The following is a 2,632-nucleotide window of genomic DNA, read 5'->3' on the forward strand; positions in this document are numbered from 1 at the left end:
TAGATGTTCGTGCGCGGCCTCGCGGCCGCCCCCGACGACTACAACGGCTACAACCTGGTGGTCTCGGATCTGGAAACGCTGTGGTGGCACAGCAATCGGAGCGACCGGACCCCGCGCGAACTCGCGCCGGGCTTCCATGGCCTGTCCAACAATGCGCTCGTGGGATTCCTCGAACCCGACGGCAGCGTATCGACCGGCACCGACGATCCGGCCTGGCCCAAGGTCCGCGCGGGCGTGCGCGCGCTGGCCGCCGTGGCCGCGGCCGATCCGGGCGATGTCGAGAGCTATCTGGCCGTCCTGGCCGACCGCACCCCCGCCGCCGCCTCCCAGTTGCCGGAGACCGGACCGGACCCGCTCGCCGAACGCGCGGCCTCCGCGCGCTTCGTCGATCATCCCGTGCACGGAACCCGATGCAGCACAGTTCTTCTGGTGCGTGAGGACGGCAGCTACGTGATGACCGAGCGCACCTTCGCCCGGTTCGCCCGCCGCCGCGACACGGTGTCGTTCGACGGCCGGCTGGAGCTACCGGCCTGATCGGCCCGCCAACGCGTTCGGCCCGCCTGCGACGAGCGAGGCGGGCCGAACGGGTTCAGCGTGCCGGGGCTCGAAAACCCCGGCGGTGGCTCAGTTCTGGGTGACCTGAGCGGGCTTGCTGGTGGTGGCCCACTGGGTGGTGCCGTCCGGAGCCTGCAGGGTCTGCAGCAGGCCGATGCCCGCGGCGACCAGGGTCGGGCCACCCGCGGCGATGGTGCCGAGGATGCCGCCGATGCCGGCACCGGCCACCAGGCCGGGAACGCAGCCGGCCACGATGGTCACGACGCAGCCGATCAGCGCGCCGAGTGCCGTGCCCACGAAGCTGCCGATGCCGATGGCCAGGCCGAACTGGGTGGAGAAGTTGCTCATCGCCTTCTGGTTCTCGTCCGCCGAGGCGATCGGCTTGGCGGCGAGCACGGTGGTGCCGGGCTGGTAGCCCTCCGGCTTCTCCGGGACCACCTCGAGCACCTTGCCGTCGTCCTTGATCTCGGACTTGACCGGGATGTCGGTGCCGTTGGCGTCGAACTTCAGCGGGAAGGAGATGGCGGTCGCGCCCTGCTGGTCCTTGACGTTCACCACAGTGACCTTCGGGTCCTCGGGCGTCGCGCCGTCCTGCTGGGCGAGCTCGAAGGTGCCGTTCTTCAGGGTGGAGACGATCGTCTTGCCATCGACCAGCTTGGTGGAGTAGTTGATTCCAGCAGGCTGTGCGGGAGCATCGTCGGCGTGGGCGGTCGTCATCCCGATGGTCATTGCGCCGATGACCAGGGCAGCAGCCGCAGTGGTACTGCGAAGCTTCATTCGGTTGGTATCCAATCCGTCACGAGGTATATCCGCTGTGCGCCTCTTCGCCACGCGAGGCCCGGCTTCCCTCGGGCCATGCCACGCGCTAGGACGAGTCCTCCCCGAGCATGTGAAGACGCGCACAGCTGTTGGACAGCGTGAGCCTAGTCGATCACCCTACGATTTGCGAGATCCGTTTCTTTCTGCTGGACACCGCGTTTCGCGAGTAAGCCTGCCCTTGGTTACTGCACCGATTTGCCGGGATTTACGGTGTGGGAAACCCTGGACAGCTAAGTTACCGGCGGGTAACTTACCGTCCATTAGGATACGAGCAACTCGAGGCGGAACCAGGCTGCCTCGCAAGACGCTCGTAGAACCGTAAGAGAGGTCGCGACATGAATGCCCTGACAGTGACGCTGGGCACGATTGGGGCGGTGTTCACAGTCTTCTGTTGGGCATCGTTCATCGGAGGTGTGCGGAACATCGCGCGCACCGTCATGGTCGGACAGTCCGCACCCGATCGCTGGCGGCCATTCTTCCCCCGCTTCAAGACCATGATCGTGGAATTCCTCGCGCACACGCGCATGAACAAATTCCGCACGGTCGGCTGGGCCCACTGGCTCGTCATGATCGGCTTCCTCGCCGGGTTCATCCTGTGGTTCGAGGCGTACGGCCAGATCTTCGACCCCGAATTCCACTGGCCCATCGTCGGGTCCTGGGGCATCTACCACCTGGTGGACGAGATCCTCGGCATCGGAACGGTGATCGGCATTCTGGTGCTGATCGTCATCCGCCAGCTGAATCACCCGCGCTTGCCGCAGCGGCTGTCCCGGTTCAGCGGTTCCCGGTTCGCACCCGCGTACGTCATCGAGGCGATCGTCCTCGTCGAGGGCCTGGGCATGACCTTCGTGAAGGCGGGCAAGATCGCCACCTACCACGAATCCCACACCTGGAGCGATTTCTTCACCGAGCAGGTCGCCAAGCTGCTGCCCGACTCGGTGATCATGGTGTCGATCTTCGCGTTCATCAAGCTGGTCTCCGGTGCGACCTTCCTGCTGCTGGTCGGCCGCAATGTCACCTGGGGTGTGGCGTGGCACCGGTTCGCCGCCTTCCCGAACATCTACTTCAAGCGTGAGGCCGACGGTGATGTCGCCCTGGGTGCGGCCAAGCCGATGATGTCGGGTGGTAAGCCGATCGAGATGGAGACCGCCGATCCGGACAACGACACCTTCGGTGTGGGTAGGTTCGAGGACTTCTCGTGGAAGGACATTCTCGACGTCACGACGTGTACCGAGTGTGGTCGTTGTCAGTCGCAGTG

2 protein-coding genes and 1 pseudogene are annotated in these 2,632 nt (G+C 65.4%); 2 read left to right on the forward strand and 1 reads right to left on the reverse strand.

Translation table 11 applies throughout. The annotated features are described in order from the left end of the window. The first annotated feature begins 9 nt into the window (after positions 1-9). Positions 10-534 carry an NRDE family protein gene (locus ACWEKS_RS49050; protein ID WP_452346563.1) on the forward strand — a complete coding sequence of 175 codons (525 nt, stop codon included), beginning with the start codon at positions 10-12 and terminating at the stop codon, positions 532-534. Positions 535-624: 90 nt separating this feature from the next. Here ACWEKS_RS49050 and ACWEKS_RS49055 read toward each other — a convergent pair whose 3' ends face one another. Then, positions 625-1,332 (reverse strand): hypothetical protein, encoded by a 708-nt coding sequence (locus ACWEKS_RS49055; RefSeq protein ID WP_452346564.1) that lies wholly within the window; start codon positions 1,330-1,332, stop codon positions 625-627. 377 nt (positions 1,333-1,709) lie between these two features. On the opposite strand from ACWEKS_RS49055, the pseudogene ACWEKS_RS49060 reads away from it, so the two are divergent. Continuing rightward, positions 1,710-2,632, forward strand: a pseudogene (locus tag ACWEKS_RS49060) (Fe-S oxidoreductase); the annotation flags it as partial.

It is taken from the genome of Nocardia sp. NPDC004711 (assembly GCF_053601595.1).

Coding starts and splice junctions, on each gene's coding strand:
- ACWEKS_RS49055 (WP_452346564.1), bottom strand. CDS start 1,332: ATGAAGCTTCGCAGTACCACTGCGGCTGCTGCCCTGGTCATCGGCGCA.